A 22,069-nucleotide genomic window follows, 5' to 3' on the forward strand; every position below is an offset into this window, starting at 1 on the left:
CCTGGATGCGTCGATCGACGGGCACCAGCGTAGAAGCAGCGTCAGCTTCTGCCCAGCACAAGGTGACCTCCAGGCCGACCGGATCACGAACGCAGCCAACGCCGTGGCCCCGACCGCTGGATCAGGTTCGGTGCTCGCCATCGACGCGTCCGCCTGGCTGCGGCCGGATTCCAACACAAGTAACGCCCGAAAGAATCCCTTGGTCCGACCACCAGCGCCGGGCCGATCTGCGCGTGGTCCCGATCAAGGCCCCAGCCGAAGACCCCCCGCACACAGCACAACGGCCACACACCTCAGCGCTGCCAGAGACCATACTTGACCACTACTCAACGTGACTCGACTGGCCCCCGACCGCCGCTCGCAAACTACAGCCCGCATTCGCACTCTATCGATCGCAGTCACAGCCGGCTCCGTCGGCGAGGATCGCCCCCGGGCATCGTCGACAGAAGTCGATCTACTGATCGATCAGGAGAGTCGACTCCTCGTCGTGTCCATCTGTCCGAGGGGCCGGCTCAGGTCGTCGGGACGACGACGACGGGGCATTCGGCGTGCTGGACGACGGCCTGGCTGGTGGAGCCGAGTCGGCCGAAGGGGCCGCGGGGGCTGCCGTGGCGGCCGACGACGAGGAGCGTGCGGCCGGACGAGGCGGACACCAGTTCCTTCGCCGGGCTGGAGCGGGCGAGGGTCGTGGTCACGGAGACGTCCGGGAAGCGCTCCCGCCAGCCCACCAGCACCTCGCCGAGCATCCGCTTGTGCTCGCCCTCGATGTGCGACTCCTCGTACACCAGCGGGACTTCGTGGCCTGGGCCCATCAGGAGCGGATAGGCCCAGGCGTGGACGACGTACAGCGGAAGCGCCAGCCGCCGGGCCGCCAGGAAGGCGTACGCGAGCACCGGTTCCTCGTGCTCCTCGCCCTCGACGCCGACCACCACGGCGGGGTCGGCCGCCGGTTCGGCGGTGCGGACCACGACGACCGGGCAGGGGGCCTGCGCGGCCACGTGGAGGGTCGTCGAGCCGAGGAGGAGTTCGGGGAATCCGCCCGAGCCGCGGGCACCGACGACCAGCAGTGTCGCCTCCTGCGCTGCCGCGGTGAGGACTTCGCGCGGCTTGCCGTCCACGAGGTCGGCGGTGACCAGAAGCCTCGGGTGCAGGGCTGCGACCCGGGCGCGCTCGACGGCCAGCAGGGCTCCGTCCTCCTCCCGGCCGGAGGGCAGTTCGGGGGCGCGCACGAGACGCAGCGTGAGCTGTCGTAGCGTCGCCTCCTCGGCGGCCCAGTCGAGGGCGGCCTCGCTCGGCTCCGATGCGTCGATCCCCACGGTGACGGGTCCGTTCAAGGCGCATCCTCCAGTTCGCGGCGCAGCGCCGGTCGGCCGGTGGATCCAGGCTATGCCCGCTCCCGGTACGCCGCCGGTCGGGTGGCCGGGCGGGCGGAGGGACGGCCTGGCGCGGGGGCGGAGGGGACGGGCGCGCAGGCGTTCGCTGGTGCGGCCGGCCGGTCCGGCGCGGAGAATCGGTGGGGTGACCGGCCCGGCGACCCAGGGAGCAGGCGATGGACGCGAGCGACCCGGCGGCGACGGGGGATCAGCCGGTGCGGGTGTTCCTGTTGGACGACCACGAGGTGGTCCGGCGCGGGGTGCGGGACCTGCTGGAGGCGGAGCCCGACATCGAGGTCGCCGGCGAGGCGGCCACCTGCGCGCAGGCGCTGGCCCGCATCCCGGCGCTGCGCCCGGACGTCGCGATCCTCGACGTGCGGCTGCCGGACGGCGACGGGGTCACCGTCTGCCGGGAGCTTCGGGACCGCCTGCCCGGGCTGGCCTGCCTCATGCTGACCTCGTTCGACGACGACGACGCCCTGCTCGACGCGATCATGGCCGGTGCGGCCGGGTACGTGCTGAAGCAGGTCAAGGGCACCGACCTGGTGAGCGCGGTGCGCACGGTGGCGTCCGGGCAGTCCATGCTCGACCCGGCGACCACCCGCAAGCTGATGGAGAGCCTGCGCCACCACGAGGAGAGCGAGACGGAGGCCGCGCTCGCCGCGCTGACCCCGCGCGAGCGGGAGATCCTGGCCCTGGTGGGGGAGGGCAAGACCAACCGGCAGATCGGCCAGGAGCTCTACCTCGCCGAGAAGACGGTCAAGAACCATGTCTCGCGGCTGCTCGCCAAGCTCGGCGTGGAGCGCCGCCTCCAGGCGGCCGTCCTCGCGGCGCACGTCGATCCGGAGCAGCACCGCCACCACCCGCACTGAGCAGGGGTGCCCGTACCGGGCTCGGGGTCGACGGAACCCCGGCGTGGTGCCCCTCGGGCCGGCGGATTGAGCCGAACGGCCCATGCGGTGCCCCCGGCACAGGCCGCACGGTGGAAGTGGGGCGGACACGCCCCGCGGGCCCGGCCGAGGAGGCCGCGATGATGTACTGGAACGACCACGGGATGAACGGCTGGGGTCTCGGCCTGATGACCGTGACGATGCTGCTCTTCTGGGGCCTGCTGATCTTCGGGGTGGTGGCCCTGGTCCGGTACCTCGGTCACGCCTCCCAGCACCGCCCGGCCGCCTATGACCCGCCGCCCCAGCCGCCCGCGGGCGGTGCGCCAGGGCGTCCCACCCCCGAGCAACTGCTCGCCGAACGCCTCGCGCGCGGCGAGATCGAGCCCGACGAGTACCGCCGGCGCATGGACGTCCTGCGCGGCGGCCCGCCGCCGGAGCCCCCGCCCTCCGGCCGGTGAGGCGGCCCAACCCGACCCGGACACCCGATCCCGGGGCATGCGACCCCGGAGGCCGGAGGAGACGGTCATGTCCACCCTCGCCCTCGACGCCGCCGCGTTGGAGAAGCTGGTCTCCGCGGCGGTCGCCGCCCCCTCGATCCACAACAGCCAGCCCTGGCACTTCAGGCTCCAACCGGAGACCTCGATCCTGGAGGTCCGCGCCGCCCGCGAGCGGGCCGTCCCGGCCGCCGACCCGCAGGGCCGGGCCATGCACATCTCGGTCGGTGCGGCCGTGCTGAACCTGTGTGTCGCCGCCCGGTACCTCGGCTGGGCACCGCAGGTGCGGCTGCTGCCCGACCCGGCCGAACCGGACCTCTTCGCCACCGTCGAGCTGGACGTCTCGGCCCTGGCCAGGGCCCCCGGTACCGACGACCTGTACGAGGCGATCTGGCACCGCCACACCATCCGCACCCCGTTCACCGGAGAACCCGTCCCGCCGGCCGTCCTGGACGAGCTGGTGACCGCCGCCCGCACGGAGGACGCGGCCCTGGGCCTCCCCGACCAGGAGGAGACCGCCCGGCTGCTGGAGATCACCGCCGAGGCCGAGCGGCGCAACACCACCGACGCCGCCGCGCTGGACGAGAGCCGCAGCTGGGTCCACAGCGGCGACCTTCTGCCCTACGGCATCCCGTCCCGCGCGCTGGGCCCGCAGGACCGCACCGGGCAGGTGCCGATGCGAGACTTCGCCGCGATCCGGGCCGCCGAGCACCGGAACCCCGCCACCTTCGAGCGCGAGCCCCGGATCGCGGTGCTCTCCACCGCGCACGACCGACCCGTGGACTGGCTGCGCGCCGGGATCGCCCTGGAACACGTCCTGCTCGCCGCCACCGTCCACGGCGTCCGGGCTTCGCTGCTGCACCAGGCGATGGAATGGCCGTACCTGCGCTGGGCCACCCGTGAGCCGCACCAGCGGCCGGGCCACGTCCAGATGCTGATCCGCCTCGGCTACGGCCCGGAGGGCGCCGCCACGCCGCGCCTCGCGCCCCGGGACGTGCTGGATCCGGAGGGGTAGGGAGAGCCGGAGGGCCCGGGGGCTGCTGCGGGGGCGGTGACGGCCTCGGCTCAGTCTGCCGGCAGCGGGACCCGCCACAGGAGTTCGGTGCCGCCTTCGGGGCGGCGGCGGGCGGTGAAGGTGCCGCCGAGGGCGGCGGCCCGGTCGGCCAGGTTGGCGAGGCCGCTGCGGCGGCCGCCGGCGGGAAGGCCGACACCGTCGTCCGTCACGGTCAGCGACAGCTCCGACCCCGCGCTGATCGTCACCTCGACCGCGTGGGCGTCGGCGTGCCGGGCGGCGTTGGAGAGCGCCTCCTCCAGCACGGCGACGGCGGCGTCGGAGGTCTCGGCGGGCACGGTGACGTCGAGCAGGCCGGTCATCCGGACGGACGGGGTGAAGCCGAGCGTCCGGGAAGCCCGCTCGACCACCTCGACCACCCGGGTGCGCAGCCCGGTGGCGGCCGGGCCGGTCTCCCGCACGCGCAGGCCGAAGATGGTGGCGCGGATCGTCCTGGCCGTGTCGTCCAGGTCGTCGATGGCCCGCTGCACACGGTCGGCGGCCTCCGGGTGATCGATGAAACGGGTGGCGCCCTGGAGGGTCATGCCGGTGGCGAAGAGCCGCTGGATCGCCAGGTCGTGCAGGTCGCGGGCGATCCGGTCGCGCTCCTGCAGCAGTGCCACCCGCTCGGAGTCGCGGCGTCGCTCGGCGAGCTCCATGGCCACCGCCGCCTGGCCCGCGAAGCCCAGCAGCGGAGCGGACTCGTCCTCGCCGAACAGCGCGGCGCCGGCCGCCCGGGCCAGCATCAGGACGCCGCGTACCCCGTGCTCGGGAGTGCCGATCGGCACGGCGACGGCCGGGCCGAGGCCCTCCCAGAAGGGCGGGCCGGCGGTGATCCGCGGGTCCTTGCGGGCATCGGTGCTGACCACGAGCCCGCCGGTGCGCACGGCGGCGCCGACGAAGGACCCGTCGACGGGGACGACCAGGCCGCGGTGCTGCTGCTCGCCGAGACCGGAGGCGATCCGCACCTCCAGCTCCTCGGTCTCCGGGAGCGGGAGGGCGACCACCGCCAGGTCCGCGCCGGCGACCTCGGCCGCCCGGGTGACCAGCAGGTCGAGGACGTCCTGCTCCGCCTGCCCCGACAGCAGCCCGTTGGTGACCTCTGCGCTCGCCTGTAGCCACCGCTCGCGCAGCCGCGCCCGCTCGTACAGACGGGCGTTGTCGATGGCGACCCCGGCGGCGACGGCGAGGGTGGCGAGCACCGACTCGTCCTCGGCGTCGAACTCCCCGCCGCCCCGCTTCTCGGTGAGGTAGAGATTGCCGAACACCTTCTCCCGGACACGGATCGGCACCCCGAGGAAGGACTGCATCGGCGGATGGTGGGCCGGGAAGCCGTAGGAGGCCGGGTGGTCGGAGATCCGCGCCAGCCGCAGCGGCTCGGGGCGGCGGATCAGCTCGCCCAGCACCCCGTGCCCGGAGGGCAGGGATCCGATCATCCGGACCTGCTCCTGGGAGACCCCGACCGGGATGAACTGGGAGAGCCGCCGGTCCTCGCCGATCACGCCGAGTGCACCGTACTGGGCGTCCACCAGGGTCACCGCCGCCTCCACGATGTGGCGCAGCGCCTGTTCGAGCTCCAGGTCACGCCCGACCGCCAGCACCGCCTCCAGCAGGCTGTGCACCCGGTCGCGCGTGCCGCGGGCCGCGTCCAGCCGGGCCTGGAGCTCGTCCAGCAGGTCGTCGAGCCGCAGCCTGGGTACGGGGGCGGGTCTCTCCGGACCTTCCGGGTGCTTCGGACCGTCTTGAGGGTCCGGAAAGTCCGGACCCTCCGGTTGCTCCGGACGCTCCGAATGCTGCGCTGTGCTGCCCAAGGGAATCCTCCGTGGCTCGCCCGACACCACTGAACGGCCCGCACCGAGGAGCCCCCGGCCGCTGACCGGCCGGCCTGGGACGTGCTCGCCACTGACCAGCCTAGAGACCGGCGGCCCGCGGCGCCGGGCGGCCGTCGGACGCGCGCAGGGCCGATCGGCCCGGGCCGGGGGCCGCGCGGCCCCTGGCGGGGCCCGACACCCGGCGGAACGCTGGAAGGGCGGGTGGAACCGGGCCGGTGGCTTCCGGTGTTGCCGCCCGGCCGTCCGGGAGGCGCGTCCGGGAGGCGCCCGCCGGGGGTCTGGGAGAGGCTTGCGAGGCGTGTGCGACGCGCCGGAGTGGCACCGGGGTGCCCGCCCCGCCCGGCGTACACGGCCGATGCCCCGAGGCGCCCGAGAGGAGTGAGCAGGGCATGAAGGCACTGACGTATCACGGCCCGACCCGCCGCACCCGGGGCGAGGTCCCCGACCCCGCCGTCCCCGACCCCGCCGTCCGCGGCCCCGCCGTCCCCGACCCCGCCGTCCCCGACCCCGCCGTCCCCGACCCCGCCGTCCGCGGCCCCGAGGACGCCCCGCTGCTGCTCGACGTGACGGCGGCCGGCCGGCTGGACGTCGCCGGGCCGGTCACCCACCGCTCCGGCCTCGACGAGATGCAGGAGGCCCACGACGTCTTCGCCGGCGCCGGCGCGAACAGTGCCCTCAAGGCCGTGCTCTTCCGGACCTGAGCCGGGCGGCCGGGGCGGCGGGGCGGGACGACGGAGGACCAGAACGGACGAGTGCCGGCGATGCCGGAACGAGGCCGAACGAGACCGGGCCGGACCGGACGAGGTCGGACGGTGCCCGCGGGCACCGGCGATCCGAGGAGCAGAGGATGAACACCCCAGAACCCGAAGCCGTCCAGCGGGCCGAGCCGGCCGCCGTCGCCCGCCGCGTCCGCGAGCGCCGCGACCAGCTCGGTCTGACCGACGAGATGCTGGCCTACCAGGCCGCCATGGCACCCCGCTACCTGCGGCACCTCCTGGACGTCGGTCCGGCGTTCGACCCGGCCGGGTTCGTGCGGATCGCCGCCGCGCTCCGGATGACCTGGTCGGACCTGCTCGAAGGCCGCGCCGACGCCCCGCCGGGGCAGGGCGACCCCGGCCCCCGACCGCTGCTCCTGCACCTGACCGAGCCCGAGTGCTGGGACCTGGTCGGCACCCACGGCATCGGCCGGGTCGGTCTGCCCGTCCAGCCCGCGCCGGCCGTCTTCCCGGTCAACTACGCGGTGGACGCCGGGACGATCGTCTACCGCACATCCGCCCGCGGAGCCGCCGCTCCGCCCGACGGTTCGCCGGTCTCCTTCCAGGTGGACCACATCGACGACCGGATGAGCCAGGGCTGGAGCGTGTTGATCCTCGGCGAGGCCCACCACGTCGAGGACCCCGACGAGCGGGAGCGGCTCTCCCTGCTGCCCGGCACCGCCCCGTGGGCGGGCGGCAGCCGCGCCCAGTGGGTGCGGATCCGCCCCGACGAGATCACCGGTCGCCGTATCGGCAGCGGATGACCACGGGCGAACGACTTCACGGAGTGGGGCTGCGGCGGGCCACGGAGCCGGGCACCGATTCCGGCCGGGCCCGGCAAAGTGTGCCTGCCGCTCCACGACCGCCCGGCCGAGGGCGTGATCGTCACGACGGAGCAGAACTGGTCGGCCCAGGGCGTCACGCCCGTGCCACCTTCCGAGGCGTGGCCGCAGCCGGAACCCGTGTCCGGGATCACAGCCGAGCGGTCGCCAACGGGACGGTCGCGACGGCGGCGAGCAGCAGGGCCGCGTTGAGGCCGATCCGGCGGTCCCCGCGGCGCAGGTGGACGCCGGTCGCGGCGATCTGCAGGAGCGTGAAGCCGACGGCCGCGGCCAGGGCGACGGACGGGGCGATCCCGGTCAGCGGCGGGAGGACCAGGCCGGCTGCGCCGAGCACTTCGACCGCTCCGAGCGTCCGGACGGTCGGCATCGGCGTGCTGTCCACCCAGGCCATCATCGGCAGCAACTGCTCACGGCTTCGAACCGCCTTCAACCCGCCCGCGTAGAGGTAGAAGAGGGCGAGCGGCACGGCGACGACCCAGTACGCGGCGTTCCAGTGCACGGCGTTCACGACGACGTCCGGTCCACGCCGGCGACGGGCTCGGTGGCGTAGCGGCCCATCACCCGCAGGTGCGCCTGCGGCGTCACCGCGTCGCCGTCGGCGTGGAGGTCCCGCAGGTCCCGGAAGTACTGCACGTACAGGTCCGGCGTGAACGTGCTGAGCATGACGGCCGGTTCGTCGCTCAGGTTGGCGAAGGTGTGCGGAGCCCCCGGCGGGACCATGACCAGGGTGCCGGCGGTCGCGTCGTGGTTCCCGTCCCCGACGGTGAACCGCACCGTGCCCGAGACGATGTAGAAGCCCTCGTCGTGGCCGGCGTGGCGGTGCTGCGGCGGTCCGGGCGTGTGCGGGGCGAGGACGGACTCGGCGATCCCGAGGCGGTGCCCGGTGGTGCTGCCGTCCTCCAGGATCCGCATCCGGACCGTGCCCAGGAGGACGGTCTCGCCGTCGTCCGGGCCCACCACCGAGACGGCGGGGACGGACGGTGGTGTGCTGGTGTTCGGTTCGTCGGTCATGTGTCGATTGCAATGCCGGGGCACGGGGGCTGTCCAAGACCTGTTCCGCGGCGGTCGATACCGTACGGGTATCGTCGCAGCATGGAGCTGCGTTCGCTGCGGTACTTCGTGGCGGTGGCCGAGGAACTCCACTTCGGCCGCGCCGCCGCCCGGTTGCACATGAGCCAGCCTCCGCTGAGCCGGGCGATCAAGCAGTTGGAGGCCCGGCTCGGTGTTGTTCTGCTGCACCGCTCCGCCTCGGGCGTCACGCTCACCCCGGCCGGGGTGGCGCTGCTGGAGGAGGCGCGGGAACTGCTCGACCGGGCCGAGCGGGTGCACGCCAGGATCGCCGCGGCGGCCGGCCCCGCGACGCTGACCGTCGGCATCCTCGGCGACAGTTCCGACACCGGGGTGGCCAGACTCGCGGCCGCGTACCGCCGGCAGCACCCGGGCACGGAGGTCCGCATCCGTGAGACCGACCTGACCGACCCCACCTGCGGGCTGCGCGCCGGCCCGGTCGACGTGGCGCTCACCCGGGCTCCCTTCGACGGGACCGGCCTGGAGGTGCGCGAGCTGCGGGCCGACCCGGTCGGCGCGGTGCTGCGGGCCGATGATCCGCTGGCCCGCCGTGCGCACCTGGAACTGGCGGACCTGGCCGATCGGCGGTGGTTCCGCTTCCCGGACGGCACCGATCCGATCTGGCAGGCGTACTGGCACGGCGCCGCGCCGCGGCAGGGGCCGGTGGTGCGCGCCGTCCAGGAGTGCCTGCAGGCGGTGCTCTGGAACGGCACCGTCGGGATGACCCCGCTCGGGCACCGCCCGCAGGGGGAGCTGGCCGTGGTTCCGGTCGTCGACATGCCGCCGAGCCGCGTGGTCGTGGCGTGGAACCGGAGCGACCCGAACCCGCTGATCGGCTCCTTCGTCCGGATCGCCGCGGCGGCCTACCGCGACTGACGGCCGGTCACGCCGTCGTGACCTCCGCGGGCCGGGGCGGGGCGGGCACCGCACGGGTCAGGTGCGGGCGGCCAGCTCCCGTTCGGCGACGGCACGGAAGCCGGTCGACGGGCGGCCGGTGAGTCGGAGGACGGTGTCGGTGGTGCGGTCCTCGGCGCCCTCGGCGATGGCGAGGTCCATGCGGGCCAGCATCGCGGCGAACTCCGGTGCCACCTGCGCGGCCAGACGGTCCCGCAGCTGCTCGTACGACAGCCGGCGGTGGACGACGGGGCGGCCGGTGACCTCGGTGAGCACGGCGGCGATCTCGTCGTGGCTGAGCGCCTGCGGTCCGGTCAGCACCAGGTCGGTGTCGGGCGCCCGGCCGTCGAGCAGCGCCCGGACCGCGACCGCCGCGATGTCCTCGGCATCGACGAACCCGATCCGGCCGTCCCCGGCGGCGGTCAGGATGGTGCCGTGGGAGCGGATGCCCTCGGCGTGGGTGTGCGTGCCGGTGAAGTTCTGCATGAACCAGGACGGCCGCAGCACCGCCCAGGCGTCGAACAGACCGGGCAGGGCCGCGTGGACCCGGCCCACCGCAGGGCCCCCCTCGGGGACGGCCGAGGAGCTGAGCAGCACCGCGCGCCGCACGCCGGCGGCCCGGGCCCGCCGCAGGAACGGCAGCATGACCGCGGCCGGGTCCGGATCGCCGACCGGCGGGACGAGGTAGACGCGGTCGGCGCCGTCGAGGGCACCGGCGTGGGTGGCGGGGTCGTACCAGTCGAAGCGGACCGGTTCGGTGCCCGGGAGCGGGGTCGCGCTCCGGCCGGCGGCCCGCACGCGGCATCCTGCGGCGACCAGCCCGGCGGCGGTGCGGCGGCCGGTGGTCCCGGTGGCCCCGACGACCAGGGCGGTGGCGGACGCGGCTGGGGTGGTGGGGGAGTCGGTGGTGTCGGTCATCGCGCGCCGCGCCCCGCGAGGTCCAGGCCGGGCTGCTCGACGGCGAGCGGGTTCCAGTAGTCGCGGTAGGCGGTGAAGCGGCCGTCCTCGACGGTCACCACGGCGATGTACGTCATGTCGAAGGGCGCGCCGGTGGCCACCACGCGGCCCACGCCGCGCATCTCGACCACGATGGTGCCGTCGTCGGTGGTCTCGTGGATCCGCAGGTCGGGGAAGTCGTGCAGGTCGATGTGGTCCGGGTAGTCGCGGATGTAGTCGGCGACGGCCGCGCGCCCCTCCAGCCGCCGGGGTCGGCCCGGGGGCGCGAAGGGGAACTCCATGACGCCGTGCTCGGCCCACAGGCCGACCCAGCCTGGGATGTCCTTGGCCAGGAGCAGGCGCAGGCTGTGGCGGTAGAGCTCCGCCGGGGAGGTGGTCTCGGTCATGGGGGTCCTCCGTCGCGTAAGATGCGGACCAGCGGTCCGCTTCTCGAAGAATACGGACCGTCGGTCCGTATCGCAATCGGAGGTGCCCCATGACCGAGCGCAAGCCGCGGAAGGACGCGACCCGCAACCGGGAGGCCGTCTTCGTGGCCGCCGACGCCCTCTTCGCCGACTGCGGGAGTCCCGAGGACGTCACCATGGCCGACATCGCGGCGGCGGCCGGCGTGGGGAAGGGGACGCTCTTCCGCGCGTTCGGCGACCGCACGGGGCTGATCCGCGCGCTGTACGCGGCGCGGCTCGAACCGCTCGCCACGGCGGTCGCGGAGGGCCTGCCGCCGCTGGGGCCCGACACCCCGCCGCCGGTGCGGGTGCCGGCCCTGCTCGACGCGCTGCTCTGCTTCAAGCTGGACAACCGGCACCTCGCGCTGGCCCTGGAGCGGAACGGTGCGGACAGTCCCTACCGCACCGAGCACTACGAGCGCTGGCACGCCCTGCTCCGGGACCTCCTGGAGCAGCTGCCGGGGCGGGCCGGCGCCGGCCCGGCGGACTTCGCCGCGCACGCCCTGCTCGCCGCCACGCGGGCCGATCTGGTCGGGTACCTGGCCGGTGAGAAGAGCGTGCCCCGCGAGGAACTGCGTGCCGACCTGGCCGAGTTCACGGCCTCGGTGATCGGCGCCGCGTCCGGGTGACCGGCCGTCGGCCCCGGCCGGTCAGAGGCCGCGGGCGACGGCCGCGAGGACGGTGTCGACGGCGCGGCGGACCTCCTCGGGGGGCAGGTCGTGCAGGGGCCCGTCGGTGAGCAGGTGGGCGAGCCCGTGGACGGCGGACCAGGCGGCGTACTCCGCGCCGGGTCGCCGCTCGGGCGGGAGGACGCCGGCGTCGACGAGCTCGTCGAGGCGGGCGGCGAGGAGCAGGTACGGGTCGGTGCCGGGCTCGGGGCGCGTCGGGGGGTGACGCTCGGGGCTGGGGGCGGCACCGCAGAACGCGGTGCGGAACCAGCCGTGCTCGGTGAGGGCGAAGTCGACGTAGGCGCGGCCGATCGCTTCCAGCCGGGCCCGGGCGCGGGCCTCGGGTCCGGCGTCGGCCTCGGCGGCGCCGGCCTCGGCGGCGCGTTCGAGCATCAGCCGGCCGAGCTGCTCCATGCAGCGGGCCGCGACCGCGGCGAGCAGGTCCTCGTGGCTGGCGAAGTGCCGGTAGGCGGCGTTGTGGGAGACGCCCGCCTCGCGGCTGGCGGCGCGCAGGACGACCGCATCCGGCCCGCCCGAGCGGGCGAGGGTGACGCCGGCGGTGACCAGGGCCTCGCCTAGGTTGCCGTGGTGGTATGTCCGGTTCTCCAAGGTTCCACCGCATTTCCTGCCGCGTGTTGACAGTGTCCACTTCGGGTGGAAGCGTGTCAATCAGCGCATGTTCCCACTGTCAACATGCCTGGCGGATGGAGCCTCTCATGCCCGCCCTCACCCCTCGCCGACGCCTGCTCGTCCTGGCCACGGTCTGCCTGGCGGCGTTCGCGATCAACCTGGACACGACGATCGTCAACGTCGCACTGCCCGACCTGAGCCGGCAGCTGGACGCCACCACCCGTGACCTGCAGTGGGTCGTCGACGGTTACAACCTGGCCTTCGCCGCGCTGGTGCTGACGGCGGGCTCGCTCGGCGACCGGTTCGGCCGCCGGCCCGCCCTGCTGGTGGGGCTGGCCGGCTTCGCCGCCACCAGCGCGCTGGGCGCCGCAGCCGGTTCGCCCGCCGCACTGGTGGCGGTGCGCTTCGTGATGGGCGCGTGTGCGGCGGCCATCTTCCCCACCACCCTGTCGGTGATCACCAACACCTTTCCCGACCGCCGCTCCCGCGCGAAGGCGGTCGGGGTCTGGGGTGCGGTCACCGGTCTCGGTGTCGCGGTGGGCCCGGTGGCCGGCGGCCTGCTGCTGGCCCACTTCGGCTGGCCCTCGGTCTTCCTGGCCCTGGTGCCGGTGACCCTGGTCGCCCTGGGGGCGGCCTGGGCCTGGGTGCCCGAGTCCAGCAGCCCGGCCTCGGCGCGCCTGGACGTGCCCGGGCTGGCCACGTCCTCGGCGGCCGTCGGCGTCCTGGTCTACACGATCATCGAGGCGCCCAGCCGAGGCTGGGGCGCCCCCGCGACGGTGGCGGGCTTCGCCGCCGCGGTCGCGCTCACCGCCGCGTTCATCGTCGTCGAGCGGGGCCGGGCCGACCCGATGATCGACGTGACGCTCTTCCGGACCCCGGCCTTCTCGGCCGCCAGCGGTTCGGTCACCCTCGCCTTCTTCGCCCTGTTCGGCTTCATCTTCCTGGTGACCCAGTACTTCCAGTTCATCCGCGGCTACGGCACGCTCGCGACCGGTGTCCGCGTGCTGCCGGTCGCGCTGACCATCGCGCTCGGCTCGCTCGGCGGCGTCGCCCTGGCGACGAGGGTGGGCACCCGGGCCGTGGTCACGGCCGGCCTCGCGATGCTCGGCGCCTCGTTCGCGTGGATCGCCGCCTCGTCGGCCTTCGCCCCGTACCTCCAGGTCGTCGGTCAGATGGTGCTGCTCGGCCTGGGCCTCGGGCTCACCACCGCCCCGGCCACCGAGTCGATCCTGAGCGTGTTGCCGCCGGCCAAGGCCGGGGTCGGTTCGGCGGTCAACGACGCCACCCGTGAGGCCGGCGGCACGCTCGGCGTCGCGGTCCTCGGGTCCGTCTTCACCTCCCTCTACGCGAGCCGGCTCGCCGACGGGCCCTTCGCCGGCCTGCCGTCCCGGACGGCCGGTGCGGCGGAGAGCTCGGTGGCCTCCGCGCTCGGCACGGCGGCCTCCCTCGGCCGCGGGGACCTGCTGGCCGCCGTCCAGGCCTCCTTCATGGACGCCTTCCACCTCGCCTGCCTGGTCGGCGCGGGCGTCTGCCTCGCGGGTGCGGTCGTCGCCCGCCTGGCCCTGCCCGGCCGGACCCCCGCCGCCGCCCCGGCGGTCGTCCGGGCCCACCGGGCGGCGCCGGATCCGGTTCGGAGCACGCCGGCCGCCGCTGCGTCCCGCCCCGCGGCGACCCGCTCCGCGGCGCCGACGGGCCCCGCGCCGAACGCCGCGCCGGGTCAGGGCCGCGGGGCCGCGCGCTGAGGCCGCCCGGAACCTCGGAGCCTCCGGGAGCGCGAACCCGCCCGCCGGCCGTCACGGCCTCCGGGCGGGTTCGCCGGTTCAGTGCTTGGTGGCGTCCTTGACCTTCTCGCCGGCCTGCTTCAGATCGCTCTTGATCTGCCTGCCCCGGCCGCTGGCGGTCGCGGCCGGGTCGCCGAGGGCGCGGCCGGTGGCCTCCTGGGCCTTGCCCTTGGCCTTCTCGCCCATGTTCCGCATCTTCTTGGCGGTGCTCACTGCAGACTCCTCCCACTCCGACGGGAACTGCCAATCTCGTCCGGGGCGTCTGCCCGGGGCCGAGGACTTCACACACCGGGCTCAGCCCGGGTCCTCCAGCAGCAGCGGGCCCGGAGGACCCGGAGCGACGGTCGTCGACTCCCGGGTGCGGTGCGGCAGGAGGATGCCGGCTTCGCCGGGGAGGCCGTGTTCAGCGGCCGTTGTGCCGGCGCAGCTTCAGGAGCGGCAGGATCAGCCAGCAGGTCGCGAACCAGAGCACGACGCCTCCCGCGATCCAGCCCGCGAGCGCCGACCCCGTCGCCACACGCAACAGGAGCAGCACGGCGGAGCCGATCGTCAGGGCCAGCAGGATCAGGCCGATGGCCACCAGCCTGGCAGCAGAGTCGACCAGTTGGGGCTTGAGCAGATGCCCGGCGAAGATCCGGTGGTAGGCGACCGGCGCGGTCAGCGCACCCGTGGCGAGTGCCCCGAGGACGACGGTGCTCACGTACAGTCCGCGGTCGAACGCGCTCAGCTGGGTGAAACGGGGCATGAAGGCGACGCTCAGCAGGAATCCGAAGAGGACCTGGGAGCCGGTCTGGGCGACGCGGACCTCCTGGAGCAGGTCGCCCCAGCGCCGGTCGGCCCGTTCGTCCGGCGACTCCCGGCGGCCGGTCCGGGGCCGGTGGCCCTGGGCGGTCCGGCCGGTGTCGGGTGTCGTCACGGTGATCGCCTCCTCCTCTCCGGTGCCCGTGGTCCTCCCCGGTGTCCGCGGCCGTCGTACCGGCCGTGCCGGTACGTGTAGCCGTGACGGGGGCGGGCAAACGTCGGGCATGGAGGACGAGCGCGCGTCGGGGCCGGCCGTCCCCGAGGCAGCACCGACGGACCCCGAAGTTCGCGCACTCGGGCGTGCCGCGCGGCATCATGGTCGGGACGGCACGTCTTCGTACCGACCGGACCGGGAGCCCGCCATGCCACGGCCAGCCGATGAGCCCGTCGGGGGCGAGGAAGTCCATGCCAGGCTGCTGGTGTCGGTGGGCCGGGCGGGGTCGGTGCGGATCGTCACGGTGGGGGGCGAACTGGACCACGACACGGCGAGCGAGCTGCGGGCGGCGCTCGCCCTGCCCGTGGACGACGGGATCGCGCGGATCCTGGTCGACTTCGGCGACCTGCAGTTCTGTGACTCCACCGGCCTGAACCTCCTCCTGCGGGCCCGACTCGACGCCGAGGCCGCCGGGCTGAGCCTGGAGGTGGCGGACCTGCAGCCGGCCGTGGCCAGGCTGTTCGAGATCACCGGGGTCGACACCGTGATGCGGATCCACCCCGACCGCGGGGCGGCGCTGAAGGCACCGGGCTCCGGTACCGGGTCCGGGGACGACGACCGCCCGCCCCCCGCGACCGCCGGTGAGGCGTGAGGGGGCCGAGGCATGAGGCCCGGGAAGGACGCCCGGCCGGCCGGTACGGAGCAGACCAGACGGCTCGTCCTCGCAGGCAGCGAGGGCGCGGTACAGCGCTGCCGGGACTTCAGCCGGGCAGCACTGTTCCTCTGGCACTGGCTGCCCGCGGCCGACGAGGAGCAGCTCGCCGTGTCGGAGGACGTCCTGCTGATGGTCTCCGAGCTGGTCACCAACGCCTGCCTGCACGCCCCGGGCGGCCCGCGGGAGTTGCGCCTCCACTGGGACGGCGCCCGGCTGCGGGTGGAGGTCGCGGACGCCAGCCCGGTGCCGCCGCGCCTGCTCGTGCACGGTGACCCGGCCCGGCCCGGCGGGCACGGCCTGCGGGTGGTGGACCGGCTCGCCCGGGCCTGGGGCTCACTGCCGGAGGGCCGCGGGAAGCTGGTCTGGCTGGAGGTCCCCTCCCCGCTCGACCACCAACGGCTCGACCGCCGGGCCCGCTCGAACTGACGGGGCCCGAGCCGCCGGTCACCGCTGTCCCGGGTGGGGTGCCGGTGGCGGTGCCGGGTCGGGATCGGGGAACGGATCGGGGAACGGGGGGATCGGCGGTGGAACCGGGTCCGGTCCTTCGCCGGGCCGCGGCGCGGGGTAGGGGTGGGGGACCGGCTCCGTGTCCGGATCGGGGGGCGTCGGGATGGTCATGGTGTCCTCCCTCCAGGTCGCCGCCACTTCCGACCGCACGGGTGCCCAGTGCCCCCCGGCACAAACCGTCGGAGCCGCCGGCCGCGCCGCGTCCCGGCGCGGGCGCGACGTTAGGAGCGGGGACGTCCGGGTAGACGCGGCCGGGTGAGAGTGGTCGGCACCGGTCCGAAGAGGATCTTCGGGGACTGAGGAAACGGACGAGGCCACGAGGAGCACGAGCACCATGACACCGGACGGTGTGAGGGAGGTGCGGTCGCCTGGCCGGGCCCGGATGCCGGCTGTGCCGCGCTCCCTTTCGGGGCCGCGTGCCCGGTGGCTGCCGCTGTCCGACCGGACGGGCGTGGTGGCCGACGCCCGGTCCGTCACCGTCGACTTCCTGGCCGACGTGGCCGACCCCTCCGTGGTAGCCGACGCCGTGCTCCTGGTGTCCGAACTCGTCGGCAACGCCATCCGCCATGCCGGGGAACCGGGCTGGCTCCTGCTCGTCCGCCGTCCCGGCCTGTTGCGGATCGAGGTGAGCGACTCCAGTTCCAGACCGCCGGTGCCTCGACGCCCGAAGGCCGTGGAGGCACCGGGCGGTCTCGGCCTCTTCCTGCTGGGCTGCCTCGCGCTGCAGTGGGGCTGGCGCCCGCTGGGCCCGGGCAAGGCCGTCTGGTGCGAGCTGCGGTTGCCGCCGGGCGACGTTCCGGACAAGCCCTGACGCATCCGTCCGTCGGACGCCGCCACGGGCACACACCTGCCCGGACGAATCGGAACAAACCATCTGAAACATGAATTGAATGTCGTGCATGGGGGTAGGAGACCCCGTGCGGCGGCTGCGGGCGACCCGCCGCCGTTCCCGCACCCACCGGGTGCCACCGGGACCTTCGCTTGAAGAAGCCGGGCACAGGTCCTGGGGGAAGAAGCCCGCGAGGCACGAGCGCGAGCCGCGCCGTCTCGCGGGGCGTTCACCCCGATGCCCAGGAGAAGCAAGTGTCCACCCCACTGGAAGCCCGCGCTCGTGTGGAATCCCATGAGCGTGTCCGCCCGTCGGAAGCCCCGCGGACCGACAACCCGCCGGGACCCGGGCCGGGCCTGCCGTCCGACCTGCCCCCGCGCCCGACCGAGGCGGAGCTGCGCACGATGGGCAAGTCCGAGGCGCGTGAGCTCAGCGATGCCCTGTTCGAGCGTCTGGCCGGGCTGGCCCGCGAGACACACGCCTACAGCTACGTGCGCGGCACGATCATCGAACTCAACATGCCGCTGGTGCGGTTCATCGCCGCCCGCTTCCGGCACCGCCCCGAGGACATGGATGACATCCTCCAGGTCGGCACCGTCGGCCTGATCAAGGCCGTGGACGGCTACGACCCCGCACGCGGCGTCGAGTTCGTGACCTACGCCATCCCCACCATCGCCGGTGAGATCAAGCGCTTCTTCCGTGACACCTCCTGGCCGGTACGGGTTCCGCGGAGCATGCAGGAGCTCTACCTCGCCGTGGCCCGGGGCTCGGACCGGCTGGAGCAGCAGCTCGGCCGCCTCCCGCACCCGGAGGAGATCGCCGAGGACCTGCACATCACCGCCGAGGAGGCCGTCGAAGGGCTGGTCGCCGGGCGGGTCTACCGGCCCAACTCCCTGGACGCGCTGCGTGACCCCGAGGGCGACGAGACCGGCAGCGCGCTGTTCGACCGCCTCGGCGCCTGCGACCCGGGCATCGAACTCGCCGTCTTCCGCACGGCCGTGCAGCCGCTGCTCTCCCAACTGCCCAGGCGTGAGCAGCTCGTGCTCAAGCTCCGGTTCTGGGACGGCCGGACCCAGTCCGAGATCGCCGAGCGGATCGGCGTCTCGCAGATGCACGTCTCCCGGCTGCTCGCCGCCACCCTGGCGAGGCTTCGCGAGCAGCTGGAGGACCGCGACGCTCCCGGATGGGCGGACGACGGACCGGAGCCGCCCGCCTGAGCCCGCCCGACCCGCGGTCCCCGCGCCGGTTCCCGTCCCGACCGGCGTTCCGCCCCCGCAGCGGACAGCCGCGTGCGGGGGTCCCCTCTGCCCGTGCCCTCGCCGACCGCAGGCCCCCGGCCGGGGCTGCTGCGGCTCTCCTCCGCCCCCTGGCGGACCGGCCCGACCTGCTGCCGGCAGGCGACCTCGCCCGGCACGGCACCCCGAGGAGGCTGCCGGGATCGGGGGAGGAAGCGGGCGACCTGTCCGCCCCGGTGTAGCGGCCGGCACAGCCGCCTGCGCGCGTACCACTGCCGTGACGGGACGTCACGGAGCGAATGGCGAGTGCGTCGTGGCCCCGGGGTTACACCGGCGCCGAGTGGGCAGACGCGCCGGCGGGTGGCCGGGGCAGGCCCGGCCGCAATCCGGGAGGAGTCCAGGATGAGCATGGTCAAGGAGTCGGTTGACGTCGACGTGCCGCTGCACACGGCCTACAACCAGTGGACGCAGTTCGAGGAGTTCCCCCGCTTCATGGAGGGCGTCGAGTCGGTGACCCAGCTGGACGAGCGCCGCAACCACTGGCGGACCAGCATCGGCGGTGTCACCCGTGAGTTCGACACCGAGATCGTCGACCAGCTGCCCGACGAGCGGATCGCCTGGCGGACCATGGACGGCGACGTGCACCAGCAGGGCGTCGTGACCTTCCAGCGCCTCGACGACCGGCACACCCGCATCAACATGGCCATCGACTTCCGCCCGGAGGGGATGGCCGAGAAGGCCGGCGACATGCTGGGCGTGGTCGATCGGAGGGTGAAGGGCGACCTGCGGCGCTTCAAGAGCTTCATCGAGGAGCGCGGCGTGGAGGACGGCGGCTGGCGCGGCCGGATCAGCCCCGGCTGACCCGCGCCGACAGCGGCCCGGCCCCGGTCCTGCGACCGGGGCCGCGTCCGGCCGTAGCCTGGAGACGTGGACATGGGAGCACCGACCACCCCGGTACGGCAGTGGACCTTCCTGACCAGCCATGCCCGTGTGCTCGTCCAGATCGCGCGCGACCCCGGTATCCGGGTCCGTGAGATCGCCGCCCGCTGCCTGCTCACCGAGCGCGCGGTTCAGCGGATCATCGTCGACCTGGAGGAGGCCGGCTACCTCAGCCATGAGCGGCAGGGACGGGTGAACCAGTACCGCGTCGTCGCCGGCAAGCAGTTGCGTCACCCGGCCGACAGCGGGCCCACCATCGCCGAGCTGCTCGCCGTCCTGCTGCGCTGAGCCGGACCGTCGCCGGAGCCGGAGCCGGAGCCGGCGGCACGGCAACGGGTCGGCCGCCGCGAACGCCGGTGAGACCGGGCGGGCAGGTCGAGCGGGGCCGCCGGGAGCGTCGGCGACGTGCCTGCGCAGGTGCAGCGGCAAGGCGACGCAGAGCAACCCGCTGTGGTCGACCACGATCGGGGCGCCCTCGCGGCTGGTGGCGCGGGTCAGGCGGCGGCCGGGACGGGAACGGCCGAGGGGCGCCCTATTCGTAGGGCGCCCCTCGGCCGTTCGGCGGTCCGGCCGTCACGCTGGTGACGGCCCGCCGCGGTGGTGGTGCTCATCCGCCGAGGCGGGCGAGGAGCAGGCGCGCCCGCCGGGTCTTGGCCTCGGCGCGGTTCTTCAGGTACACCGCGTGGGCGAGCCGGTGCTGCTCGGCCTCACGCATCCGCTCGTCGATGATGGCGCGCGCGGTGTCGAGGTGGTAGGTCATGGCTGTCGTTCCCCCTGCCGGCGGGTGGCCTGTCGATGGCTTGGGCATCGACTCCGAAGGCCTCCCTGCGCCTATGATTCTACACCAATCTTTGGGTTCTGGTCGCCAATTCCGAGCCGGTTTGGGGAGTTGTCCTGTCGTTTGAAGGCCTGTCGGTTGGTGAGCAGCGGGGGTGACGGATGTGGCCGCCCGGCGTCCGGCGGTGGTCGGGCCGGTTGCCGGGGCTCCGCCGGGAGTCCCGCCTCCTCAGCGGACGACGTCGAAGACGTTCAGCTGCAGGCCGTTGGGGTAGGCCCGGTGCTCGACCAGGTTCAGCTTCTGGACGTCCTTGTCCGTGGTGCTGAACAGGCGCTTGCCCGCGCCCAGCAGGAGCGGGAAGACGAGCAGGTGGTAGCGGTCGATCAGCCCGGCGTCCGAGAGGCTCCGGTTGAGCGAGGCGCTGCCGTGGACGATGATCGGGCCGCCCTCGGTCCGCTTCAGCGCGGCGACCTCGTCGAGCGAGCGCAGGATCGTCGTCTCGCCCCAGTTCGGCACCAGGTCGTCCTCGGTGAGGGTGGTGGAGACGACGTACTTCGGGATCACCTTGTACTCGGCGAACTCCGCCATGTCCGGCCACACCGGGCTGAACGCCTCGTAGCTGGTGCGGCCCATCAGCATGGCGGCGGCCTCGCTCTGCTCCCGGCCCTTGATCTCGAACGCCTCGGGCAGGAACTCGGTGTGCTTGAAGGTCCACCCGGTGTTCCGGTAGCCGGGCTCGCCGCCCGGGGCCTCGACGACGCCGTCGAGCGAGATGAAGGCAGTGCTGATCAGGGTACGCATGTCCGGTGTTCCTCCGCGTTCGGTTGCTACGTCCGGACCGGTCCGTCGACGACACCACCACCACACCTGCGGCGCGCCGCCCGGACCAGCCATGAGTTCTGACTGTGGATCATGGACGAACTCATCGGTCGCCGTCCAACATTTTCGCCGACGACACCCGGAGCGTCCCCGTGGCGGGCCCCCCGTCGCGGGTGCCACGCCGAAGGCCCCACCCCGCCTCCGGCGGGGCGGGGCCGTCCGCTTCGCGCGGGGCCGCGGGGCGTCAGCCGCGGGTGGCGTCCTGGCCGGCGTCGGGGATCCAGGAGCCGTGGAGTCCGGCGGTCACCCGGTGGGGCAGGTGGACCGTGGCGATGCGGTCGAGGCCGGCGGCGTCGAGGACCAGCAGCTGCGAGGCGTCCTGCTTGAGGTCGGACACGACGGTGAGCAGGTATCCCTCGTCCTCGCCGGTGGCTCCGGCGGCCGGGACGAAGACGGCCTCACTGGGCATCCGGGCGTCGCCGACCGGGCGGATGCGGCGCGCCCCGGTGATGCGGTCGTACTTGACGACGCCGTAGCCGCCGAAGCCCTCCTCGTCGGGGAAGGAGACGGCGTACCGGTAGCGGTTCTCGGCGCCCAGGTACTCCTCGTTGAGGGTCGGGAACTCCACCGGCAGGTCGTCGATGATCTGCTCGTCGACGGTGCCGTCCACGAGGTCGACCACCCAGCGCCGCGTGTAGGAGCGGCTGACGGGCTCGCTGCCGCGGCCGGGGGCGCCGACCCACCAGTTCCAGGAGAGCCGGAACCCCTCCCGGTCCACGGTGGGGCCCTCCAGGACGATGCGGCCCAGGCCGTCCTCGTAGGCGTTGGCGACGTGCAGCATGTTGCCGGGCTCGATGGAGAACCAGCGGACGCGTCCGGCGCCGTCGGCGCCGCGCGGCATGACGCCGATGCGGGCCGGCTGCTCGTCGCTCCAGCCGTAGGGGATGCCGGAGTGGTCGGCGGGGTCGAAGGTCACGTTGCCCTCGACGAAGACCACGTGGCGGCGGGTGACGGCGAAGTCGTGCTTGAGCGAGGCGGTCGCGCCCGGGACCTCGGCGCTGTGGACGATCTCGCCCTTGGCGTCGGCGACGTAGTACGTCAGGAACGGCGGGAAGGGCGAGGACGCGAAGAAGTGGAGCTCGCCCGTCACCGGGTCCTCCTTGGGGTGCGCGGTCATCGCGGTGCGCAGCTTGCCGTTGAAGTCGTACGCCCCGACCGTGTCCAGCTCCCGGGTGAGCTCGAACGGCAAGTTCGCCTCGCAGAGGGCGAGCAGGCGGCCGGCGTGCTCGATGACGTGGGTGCCGGCGGCGCTGGCGGTGAGGTCGGGGCCGTGCTCGGTCAGGTAGGGGGCGCCGTCGAGGGCGGGGGTGTGCACCCAGCGGTTGCGGTACCACTCGGCGCGGCCGTCGCGGAGTCGGATGCCGTGCACCATGCCGCTGCCCTTGAACCAGTGGGTGGGGGTGATGCCGGGCTTGGGGTTGTGGCTGTTGCGGACGAGCCGACCGGTCAGCTCGGGCGGCAGGGTGCCCTCGACGGTGAGCCCGGTGGCGGTGAGCTCGTCGGCCACGGGGGCGTAGTGGCCGGTCAGGTACGGCTTGGCGGTGGCGGTCATGG

At 74.1% G+C, this 22,069-nt stretch carries 26 protein-coding genes; 14 read left to right on the top strand and 12 right to left on the bottom strand.

Annotated features, from left to right (window positions below; all coding sequences use genetic code 11):
• Positions 1-512: 512 nt before the first annotated feature.
• A complete protein-coding gene (locus tag ACF9IK_RS35440; RefSeq protein WP_395298162.1) occupies positions 513-1,334 on the bottom strand; it encodes a universal stress protein in 822 nt (273 codons plus the stop codon).
• A gap of 215 nt (positions 1,335-1,549) precedes the next feature.
• Between ACF9IK_RS35440 and ACF9IK_RS35445 the strand changes: the two genes are divergently transcribed.
• From ACF9IK_RS35445 to ACF9IK_RS35455, 3 genes are all read left to right on the top strand, one after another.
• Positions 1,550-2,245 (top strand): response regulator, encoded by a 696-nt coding sequence (locus tag ACF9IK_RS35445; protein WP_395298163.1) that lies wholly within the window; start codon positions 1,550-1,552, stop codon positions 2,243-2,245.
• Positions 2,246-2,403: 158 nt separating this feature from the next.
• Positions 2,404-2,721 carry an SHOCT domain-containing protein gene (locus tag ACF9IK_RS35450; RefSeq protein WP_395298164.1) on the top strand — a complete coding sequence of 106 codons (318 nt, stop codon included), beginning with the start codon at positions 2,404-2,406 and terminating at the stop codon, positions 2,719-2,721.
• Between the two features lie 67 nt (positions 2,722-2,788).
• Positions 2,789-3,772, top strand: coding sequence for an Acg family FMN-binding oxidoreductase (locus ACF9IK_RS35455; protein WP_395298165.1), 984 nt, complete (start codon positions 2,789-2,791; stop codon positions 3,770-3,772).
• Between the two features lie 50 nt (positions 3,773-3,822).
• Here ACF9IK_RS35455 and ACF9IK_RS35460 read toward each other — a convergent pair whose 3' ends face one another.
• Positions 3,823-5,499: a GAF domain-containing sensor histidine kinase gene (locus ACF9IK_RS35460; protein ID WP_395298775.1), complete on the bottom strand. Its 1,677-nt coding sequence runs from the start codon at positions 5,497-5,499 to the stop codon at positions 3,823-3,825.
• A 530-nt stretch (positions 5,500-6,029) separates the two neighbouring features.
• Here ACF9IK_RS35460 and ACF9IK_RS35465 point away from each other — a divergent pair.
• A complete protein-coding gene (locus tag ACF9IK_RS35465) occupies positions 6,030-6,341 on the top strand; it encodes a hypothetical protein (protein WP_395298166.1) in 312 nt (103 codons plus the stop codon).
• A 146-nt stretch (positions 6,342-6,487) separates the two neighbouring features.
• On the top strand, positions 6,488-7,159 hold the full coding sequence (locus ACF9IK_RS35470; RefSeq protein ID WP_395298167.1) for a pyridoxamine 5'-phosphate oxidase family protein: 672 nt from the start codon (positions 6,488-6,490) through the stop codon (positions 7,157-7,159).
• Between the two features lie 208 nt (positions 7,160-7,367).
• On the opposite strand, the gene ACF9IK_RS35475 is transcribed toward ACF9IK_RS35470, so the two are convergent.
• Together ACF9IK_RS35475 and ACF9IK_RS35480 are read right to left on the bottom strand one after the other, a co-directional pair.
• Complete coding sequence (locus ACF9IK_RS35475) at positions 7,368-7,745, bottom strand: DoxX family protein (RefSeq protein ID WP_395298168.1); 378 nt, start codon at positions 7,743-7,745, stop codon at positions 7,368-7,370.
• The gene (locus ACF9IK_RS35480; RefSeq protein WP_395298169.1) at positions 7,742-8,248 is read right to left on the bottom strand and encodes a cupin domain-containing protein; all 507 of its coding nucleotides are present in this window, start codon (positions 8,246-8,248) and stop codon (positions 7,742-7,744) included. The genes ACF9IK_RS35475 and ACF9IK_RS35480 overlap by 4 nt, the downstream gene beginning before the upstream one ends.
• A gap of 81 nt (positions 8,249-8,329) precedes the next feature.
• Here ACF9IK_RS35480 and ACF9IK_RS35485 point away from each other — a divergent pair, with 81 nt between their 5' ends.
• On the top strand, positions 8,330-9,181 hold the full coding sequence (locus tag ACF9IK_RS35485; protein ID WP_395298170.1) for a LysR family transcriptional regulator: 852 nt from the start codon (positions 8,330-8,332) through the stop codon (positions 9,179-9,181).
• Between the two features lie 57 nt (positions 9,182-9,238).
• Here ACF9IK_RS35485 and ACF9IK_RS35490 read toward each other — a convergent pair whose 3' ends face one another.
• Complete coding sequence (locus ACF9IK_RS35490; RefSeq protein WP_395298171.1) at positions 9,239-10,117, bottom strand: NAD(P)H-binding protein; 879 nt, start codon at positions 10,115-10,117, stop codon at positions 9,239-9,241.
• Complete coding sequence (locus tag ACF9IK_RS35495) at positions 10,114-10,542, bottom strand: nuclear transport factor 2 family protein (RefSeq protein WP_395298172.1); 429 nt, start codon at positions 10,540-10,542, stop codon at positions 10,114-10,116. The genes ACF9IK_RS35490 and ACF9IK_RS35495 overlap by 4 nt, the downstream gene beginning before the upstream one ends.
• A gap of 89 nt (positions 10,543-10,631) precedes the next feature.
• Between ACF9IK_RS35495 and ACF9IK_RS35500 the strand changes: the two genes are divergently transcribed.
• A complete protein-coding gene (locus ACF9IK_RS35500) occupies positions 10,632-11,228 on the top strand; it encodes a TetR/AcrR family transcriptional regulator (protein ID WP_395298173.1) in 597 nt (198 codons plus the stop codon).
• 21 nt (positions 11,229-11,249) lie between these two features.
• Here ACF9IK_RS35500 and ACF9IK_RS35505 read toward each other — a convergent pair whose 3' ends face one another.
• Entirely contained in the window at positions 11,250-11,876 is a 627-nt protein-coding gene (locus ACF9IK_RS35505; protein ID WP_395298174.1) for a TetR/AcrR family transcriptional regulator, read from the bottom strand.
• 107 nt (positions 11,877-11,983) lie between these two features.
• Between ACF9IK_RS35505 and ACF9IK_RS35510 the strand changes: the two genes are divergently transcribed.
• Positions 11,984-13,639, top strand: a complete 1,656-nt coding sequence (locus ACF9IK_RS35510; protein WP_395298175.1) for an MFS transporter — start codon at positions 11,984-11,986, stop codon at positions 13,637-13,639.
• Between the two features lie 78 nt (positions 13,640-13,717).
• On the opposite strand, the gene ACF9IK_RS35515 is transcribed toward ACF9IK_RS35510, so the two are convergent.
• Both ACF9IK_RS35515 and ACF9IK_RS35520 read right to left on the bottom strand, forming a co-directional pair.
• Complete coding sequence (locus tag ACF9IK_RS35515; RefSeq protein ID WP_395298176.1) at positions 13,718-13,891, bottom strand: CsbD family protein; 174 nt, start codon at positions 13,889-13,891, stop codon at positions 13,718-13,720.
• 190 nt (positions 13,892-14,081) lie between these two features.
• A complete protein-coding gene (locus ACF9IK_RS35520; protein ID WP_395298177.1) occupies positions 14,082-14,594 on the bottom strand; it encodes a DUF6328 family protein in 513 nt (170 codons plus the stop codon).
• A gap of 247 nt (positions 14,595-14,841) precedes the next feature.
• On the opposite strand from ACF9IK_RS35520, the gene ACF9IK_RS35525 reads away from it, so the two are divergent.
• The 6 genes from ACF9IK_RS35525 (at position 14,842) to ACF9IK_RS35550 (ending at position 19,146) form a co-directional block, all read left to right on the top strand.
• Positions 14,842-15,285 (top strand): STAS domain-containing protein, encoded by a 444-nt coding sequence (locus ACF9IK_RS35525; RefSeq protein WP_395298178.1) that lies wholly within the window; start codon positions 14,842-14,844, stop codon positions 15,283-15,285.
• Positions 15,286-15,297: 12 nt separating this feature from the next.
• A complete protein-coding gene (locus ACF9IK_RS35530; protein WP_395298179.1) occupies positions 15,298-15,774 on the top strand; it encodes an ATP-binding protein in 477 nt (158 codons plus the stop codon).
• A gap of 472 nt (positions 15,775-16,246) precedes the next feature.
• Positions 16,247-16,666 (top strand): ATP-binding protein, encoded by a 420-nt coding sequence (locus ACF9IK_RS35535; RefSeq protein ID WP_395298180.1) that lies wholly within the window; start codon positions 16,247-16,249, stop codon positions 16,664-16,666.
• Positions 16,667-17,088: 422 nt separating this feature from the next.
• Complete coding sequence (locus ACF9IK_RS35540) at positions 17,089-17,901, top strand: SigB/SigF/SigG family RNA polymerase sigma factor (protein WP_395298181.1); 813 nt, start codon at positions 17,089-17,091, stop codon at positions 17,899-17,901.
• Positions 17,902-18,321: 420 nt separating this feature from the next.
• Complete coding sequence (locus tag ACF9IK_RS35545; RefSeq protein WP_395298182.1) at positions 18,322-18,780, top strand: SRPBCC family protein; 459 nt, start codon at positions 18,322-18,324, stop codon at positions 18,778-18,780.
• A gap of 72 nt (positions 18,781-18,852) precedes the next feature.
• Positions 18,853-19,146 (top strand): helix-turn-helix transcriptional regulator, encoded by a 294-nt coding sequence (locus tag ACF9IK_RS35550; protein WP_395298776.1) that lies wholly within the window; start codon positions 18,853-18,855, stop codon positions 19,144-19,146.
• 319 nt (positions 19,147-19,465) lie between these two features.
• Here the strand turns inward: ACF9IK_RS35550 and ACF9IK_RS35555 are convergent, their stop codons facing one another.
• From ACF9IK_RS35555 to ACF9IK_RS35565, 3 genes are all read right to left on the bottom strand, one after another.
• Positions 19,466-19,618 carry a hypothetical protein gene (locus ACF9IK_RS35555; protein ID WP_395298183.1) on the bottom strand — a complete coding sequence of 51 codons (153 nt, stop codon included), beginning with the start codon at positions 19,616-19,618 and terminating at the stop codon, positions 19,466-19,468.
• A 246-nt stretch (positions 19,619-19,864) separates the two neighbouring features.
• Entirely contained in the window at positions 19,865-20,437 is a 573-nt protein-coding gene (locus tag ACF9IK_RS35560; protein ID WP_395298184.1) for a dihydrofolate reductase family protein, read from the bottom strand.
• 262 nt (positions 20,438-20,699) lie between these two features.
• Complete coding sequence (locus ACF9IK_RS35565; protein ID WP_395298185.1) at positions 20,700-22,067, bottom strand: carotenoid oxygenase family protein; 1,368 nt, start codon at positions 22,065-22,067, stop codon at positions 20,700-20,702.
• Between the last annotated feature and the right edge of the window lie 2 nt (positions 22,068-22,069).

The sequence above is a fragment of the Kitasatospora hibisci genome (assembly GCF_043950205.1).
GTDB lineage: Bacteria > Actinomycetota > Actinomycetes > Streptomycetales > Streptomycetaceae > Kitasatospora > Kitasatospora hibisci.